Below are 6,081 nucleotides of genomic sequence, written 5' to 3' on the forward strand. Positions count from 1 at the left end.
TTCGTGGTGACGTTGGTGCCGAGGTTGCCGTTCCAGCTTGCGTTGCGGGCGGTCACCTGCGACCCGCTCTGGCTGACGGTCGCGCCCCATGCCTGGGTCACCTGCTGGCCGCCACTGAACGACCAGGTCAGCGTCCAACTCGTAAGCGGATCACCCAGGTTGGTCAGGTTCACGTTTCCAGTAAATCCGCCCGGCCACTGCGAACTCACGGAGTAGGTGACGCGGCACCCGGGGGCCGCTGCGGCGGATGTGGTGACGGCGACCAAGCCGATACCAGTGGCGAGGGCCGCCGCCGGTATGACGGCTGCGGCGAACAGGCGGTAACGAGATAGGCGCATTGCCCCTCCTTCAACTGCTGACTTCGGTGGCGGTTGGCGTGGCGAGTCGAACCTGTGCGGGCTGGCGTCTCGAAGCGGGCCGGCTACCACTCCACGGGAGATCCATCGACATCTATCGATGTTTGCACTGTAGGACATTCGCGTGACGTCGGTCAACACGAATGTCACATGAGTGGAAGTGCGCGTTCCGTCGACAATGCAGTCCGCACCTGGTTATCCCGCGACCTCGTTGATCGACCTGATGCGCTGGCCTGCCCGGCGGGGACCAAGTGACGCGAGGCCGCCTTCGCTGATCCCGTCGAATCGCCCCACCCTTGGGCGTCGACCGGCTTCATGGATGAGTATCGCCACAAATCACAGCGGTCGCAATAGGCACGCATGTTCGCATAGCGAACGCCGTCACGGGTGCGACACCGAACGACCGTTCGACATGGGACGGATCTCGTCACCGACGGTTCGGAAGCGGGTCCTACCCGCAGGCCGGAAAGGACTGGCTTCGTATCAGCCGGCCTGCCGGCTGATACGAGCCCACTCCCGGGCTGCGGCCGACTCCCAACGACCGTGTTGACGGTGGAAAAGGCGTGCCGCGCGGGCGCCGCTCCAGCGCGCGGGCAGCAGTTCCTTCGGCAGCACCGGATCGATGAGCGGCATGCGGCGCCAACGGTGCACGAGTCGAGTGAAGCGGACTAGAGGATCGGCGGATGGTTGACGACTGAAATCGGCTATGAACGACTCGTACTCGCGCTCGATGGAGTCGAGATCCCACGCCTGACGGATCAGGGTCGGTAGGCCCGCCCCGCCCAGGTACTCGGCCAGGAAGATCTGGGACTGCTCGTGCGCCCCGGCCTCCTGCAAGATGAGCTCAGCTTCCTTGATCCGGTCAGTGTGGGTGCTGACCCAGACCCCGGGGGCCGGCCGGCCGAAGCCCGACCACCCAAGCCGCTTGTGCAGCAGGTGCCGGGCCCCCCGGTTGCTCTCTGGCACCCGGGCCAGCACCATTAACCACCGACGGTCCCACTCCGGCTGCGTCGCCGTGAAACCGAAAATCCGACTGGCACCGAGCACCAGGAACTGTTCGAACGCCGGGCTGAGCTGCCACCAGCTGTAACGACCCTCTCTGGTCGAAACGAGCCAGCCGTCCGCCGCCGCGCGGATCAGGGCCTGCCGGCACGCCGCCTCCGCCACACCGAGGCGACCCAACACGTCGATGAACGCCGACGTCGGGGCAGGCTGTCTGGCTGGTCTTAGGTAGTCGCCGAGAACGGTGATCAGCAAACCCCGTACCCCACCCGCGCCTGCGGCATACCGTCGAGAAAGGACGGAACCCTTGCCGGACGAATTGCGGGACGGGCGCGGAGAGCTGTCCGCGTGCGACTGATCAGCCATGAATGGATCGGGCGTCGGCCACCGACGGATGGTCAGGATCGGTAGACATTCGGACATTGTATTGCCAGGGTTGAGAACTACAACCGGCGGTACGCCCGTACGCTGCTTGGTTCACGCGGCTAAGGGGCGTCTCGTAACTCGCTCACACGTCCATGGTGGATCATGCCGGGGTGCAGTTGATCTTGGCAGCCCGCCGGGAGTGGATCTTTCCGTTCACCGGACTGCAGCCCGTCCAGTTCCGCAGGCTGGTCAGGCTGGTCATTGAACGCGGCGGTGACGCGATCGCGGACGGGCGGCCGGGGCGGCAGTGGTCGCTCGATCTGGCTGATCGGGTGTTGCTGGTCGCCGCGTACTGGCGGACGAACCTGACGATGCGGCAGATCGGTCCGCTGTTCGGGGTGTCGCACTCCGCCGCGCATCGGGTCATCGAACACTTTCGGCCCGCTGCTGGCCCTGTCTCCGGTGGGCCGGCGTCGGGTTGACCAGATCGCCATCGTCGACGGCACCCTGATCCCGACCCGCGACCCACCGCCTCGCGGCACCGAGCAAGAACTACCGCTACTCGACGAACCTGCAGCGGCGCAACGCCGACGAAGAGGTGGTAGTGGCGTACGGACGGGCGATCGAGGCGGGTCACACCCACGAGACCCGCTGGCCGGGTTGGCTCTCGGTGACCTGCAGGCCGCCCACGGGAGGACGGAGGAGGCGGAGGAGGCCTACCGGAAGGTGGCTCGACTATGGCCCCGCTACGAGGAGCAGGCCCGCGTCCGGCTGGTCTGAGGCCGGTGCGGGCGCTGCTCAACGGGATCTCAAGCACCGTCGATCTGTTCGACCCGCCCGACAGGCATCTACTTCAGCGCGCGGCACGACGCGTAGATCGAATCATGCTGTGGGCAGCGTACGACCGTCATCCGGGCCGTCGTGGACAACGGCGGCCCGGATGGCGGTCGTACGCTGGGGATGAGGGACGGTACGAAGGGTGCAGCTTCTGATCAGGACGTGCCGGGATGCACCGTTCGCTGGCTCAGGAGCCGAAGGTGAGGTGGTTGATCCGGGCCGCTCCGGTGGTGGTGATGTAGATGTTCCTGGTGCCGGTCAGCTTGGGGTAGCAGGAGTTGGTCTTCAGGTGCCAGGTGCCGTTGCCGTCGGGGTAGACGGTGCAGGCCGGAGACGCCGAGGTGCTGGCGACGCGTACCTGGATGTTCACACCGGGCGAGGTGGTGGCGACTCGGAATTGGACCCGGCCAGCACCACTGGAGCCGAAGTCGACATTGTTGAGAACGACGTAGCTACCTGAACCGGAGAAGTCGACGACCGTCCCGCCGTCGACCGACGAGGTGGTGACGCCGGAGCCCGTGTCGAACGACTCGGCCTCGATCTGTTGGTAGGCATTGCGGTTACCGGTTCCGGAGGCGGCGGCGGTCGCTTCGGTGGACCATGCCGAGTCGCCAGCCTGGTTGCGGGCGCGTACCCGGTAGATGTAACGGGTGCCGGCGGTCACGGACGTGTCGCTGTAGCTGGCCGTGCCGGCACCGGTGGTGGCGATTTGGCTCCAGGACCCGGTGTCGGTGCGGCGTTCGATGACGAAGCCGGTTTCGTCCTCGGAGTTGTCACGCCAACTCAGGGTGATCTGCCCGGTGCCCGCAGTGGCGGTTAGGTTGGACGGCGCCGCTGGCGCGGTGGTCGACGGCGGGTTGGTCGTCACCGAAACACCTGAGGAAGCGGCGCTGGTGTTGCCAGCGGCGTCGCGGGCTTTGACCGTGAAGCTGTACGCGGTGCTCGGCGACAATCCGGTCACCGTGCAGGTGGTGGTGGTGGTGACGTTGGTGCAGCCTGTGGCGCCGCTGGTGGCTGCGCCCTGGTAGGCGGTGTACCCGGTGACGCCGACGTTGTCGGAGGATGCGGACCAGGACAGCGTCACGCTGGTGGACGACTTCGACGGGGAACTCAGGCTGCCCGGGGCGGTCGGGGCCTGGGTGTCGGCGACGCCGCCGCCGGGCTGGTGGATGCGGAAGTTGCCGCTGGCGTGCAGCAGTCCCATGAAGGTCAGCAGGCCGTCGTAGTAGCGGTACTGGCCGGTGGGTGGTTGCAGGTTCCAGAGTGCCTCGACGAACTTCCACGCCCGCGCGTTGGTGGCCGACAGCGACGCGGCGCCGTTCGAGGCGATCAGGCCGGGCGAGCGGTCGTTGGACAGTGGGTTGCCGGCCAGCGAGTACTGGTTGACGTAGGCGTTGGTGCCCTGGCTCTCGAAGAACGTCTGCATCCGGTCGGTGAGGGTCTTCGAGCTGGCGTCGGCCGCCCACCAGGAGTAGTCCACCGCCCAGTTTACGGAGGTGCGCCAGGCGTCGAAGCGGAAGTCCCCGTGGTTACCGGTGTTGTTGGGCGTGCCGTTGAACTCGGCGTAGTCGGGGTTCAGTCCGGTCGTGGGGTGGGTGGCCTGGGTGAAGAACCGACGGCTGCGGGTGGCGGCGTCGCGCCAGAACTGACGATCCGCGGCCTGGTTGCCGTTCCAGCCGGTGGCCCAGCGGGCCCACAACTCGTAGAACGCGGGCAGGTGGTAGGACGGGTCGGTGAACGTCGAGGCACTGGCGTACGGGACGAACACGATCATCTTCTCGGTGCGGTTGAACATGTTGGTGACGCTCTCGATTTCACCGCCGTTCATGTCCTCCTTGTGGAGCATGGTGTCGAGGATCGCGTTGGCCTCGGTGGTGTAGCGGTAGATGCCCGTGCCGTTGCCCCACCGGTGCCCGGCGAAGAACAGCGCGGTGGCGAAGTACTCCTCGCCGTCCGAGGCCGGGTTGTTGTCCCGGCACGACCCGCTGAAGTTGGCCTGCCAGCAGAAGTAACCCGTGCGAGGTCCGGTCTTGTGCTGCATGTAGGTCTTGGCCCAGTTCCATAGGGCGTCGAACTCCGCCTTCCGGTTCATCTGCACCGCGATCATCATGGCGTAGCTCATGCCTTCGGAGCGCACATCGTCGTTGCCGGTGTCCTTGATGTACGCCAGGGTGCCGTTGCTGTTGGAGCCGGCGGTGTAGTAGAGGCGTTTCGTGTCGTCGGTGCCGGTGAAGAAGTGGGTCCAGTAGGCGTTGAGCTTCGCGGTGATGGCGGCGTTGGTGATCGTCGGGCCCCACTCCTGGAACAGGTTGCGGTAGACCCCGCTGGCGAATGCGCCGGTGGACGGCGGATTGGGTGCCGGCGGTGGTGGCGGGGTCGCGCCTTCGTAGTACAGCTCGAAGTAGTCGACGTATGTGTCGTTCTGGCCGTTGTCGGTCTCCAGCCTGAGCCGGATCTCCTTGGCGCCTCTGTTGGCGATGTCGAAGGTCGCCGACTGGGTGGTGTAGCTGGTTCCGGTGAACGTGAGCGCCGCGATCCTCTCGCCACCGACGAGCACGTTTATCCCGGCCGTGTTGTTGGCGCTGGAGGCGCCAACGATCCGGATGCTGTAGCGACCGGCCTGGTTGAAGGCGTACGAGGTGTAGGTGCTGTCGTTGTTGCAGTAGTAGACGGCGCGGGTGTCCTGCAGAGCCGTGCAGCCACCACCGTTGGTCATCGCCTCGGCCTGGACAGTGGTCAACAAGGTGGCCGCCTTCGCGGGCGCGGCAGTCAGCGGAATCGCCACGGCCCCGCTCACCAGGAGTACAGCCGCGAGTAGGGCACGGAGGAGGAACGGGCGAGAACCTTCACTCGGACGCTGTGCCACGAAGATCTCCCTGTGGATCAACAATCAACCGGAGGTACGGATCCACGGCGAGGCACGCCGGGAGGAGCAGTCGCGCCGGAGGTCATCGACACGCCGTGAACCAGTGGGGCGATTGTTGGACCTCGGTGTAACTCAGGTCAACATTTCCGGAAAACATTTCGGAAGCAACGGGGCCATCTATGCCCGCCTGCGCGCCTTGGAATCGCTGCTGTTCTCGCTGTTCAAGCTGCCTATCCCCCTGCAGGATTTGAATGTTGCCGCCGGGTCACGCAGACCCCCTGGGCGCGACACGACAGCGGAAGCAGTCCGAAACTTTCGAGCGGTGCCGCCGTTGCCCTTCGGGCGACCGCGTCTGGTGTCACATCCAGAATCAAGCAGTTGCTGCGGCACACTCACACGGCCTCTGGCGGCGCACAGCCAGTCCGCGCGCGACCAGCGCGTCGGCGATGAAACTGTGCACCTGTTGCACAGTGAGATCAGGGACAGCAACCGCGGCGCCGGGAGGCTGGCGCATCAAGAGACCCGGTAGCCGGAAGCGACGGCATCGGAGCTTGTGTCGTCGTCCTCGTGGGGCTCTAGGAACACGAAGACGACGGCTGCCGTGATCGGGGCCGACACGGCTTCGATCAGTCGGCGAAGGTCTCCTCGGGCAGC

At 65.9% G+C, this 6,081-nt stretch carries 3 protein-coding genes and 1 pseudogene; 1 reads left to right on the forward strand and 3 read right to left on the reverse strand.

Translation table 11 applies throughout. The annotated features are described in order from the left end of the window. The coding region (locus tag AB0I71_RS32180; protein WP_357591117.1) for a cellulose binding domain-containing protein at positions 1-476 on the reverse strand (476 nt) is incomplete at its 3' end. Positions 477-839: 363 nt separating this feature from the next. After that, complete coding sequence (locus AB0I71_RS32185; RefSeq protein ID WP_196222662.1) at positions 840-1,613, reverse strand: PaaX family transcriptional regulator C-terminal domain-containing protein; 774 nt, start codon at positions 1,611-1,613, stop codon at positions 840-842. A gap of 281 nt (positions 1,614-1,894) precedes the next feature. On the opposite strand from AB0I71_RS32185, the pseudogene AB0I71_RS32190 reads away from it, so the two are divergent. Continuing rightward, positions 1,895-2,331, forward strand: a pseudogene (locus AB0I71_RS32190) (transposase family protein); the annotation flags it as partial. A gap of 417 nt (positions 2,332-2,748) precedes the next feature. Here AB0I71_RS32190 and AB0I71_RS32195 read toward each other — a convergent pair. After that, positions 2,749-5,346 (reverse strand): glycosyl hydrolase family 8, encoded by a 2,598-nt coding sequence (locus AB0I71_RS32195; protein ID WP_357591115.1) that lies wholly within the window; start codon positions 5,344-5,346, stop codon positions 2,749-2,751. Between the last annotated feature and the right edge of the window lie 735 nt (positions 5,347-6,081).

The organism is Micromonospora sp. NPDC049891 (genome assembly GCF_040660295.1).
Classification (GTDB): Bacteria; Actinomycetota; Actinomycetes; order Mycobacteriales; family Micromonosporaceae; genus Micromonospora.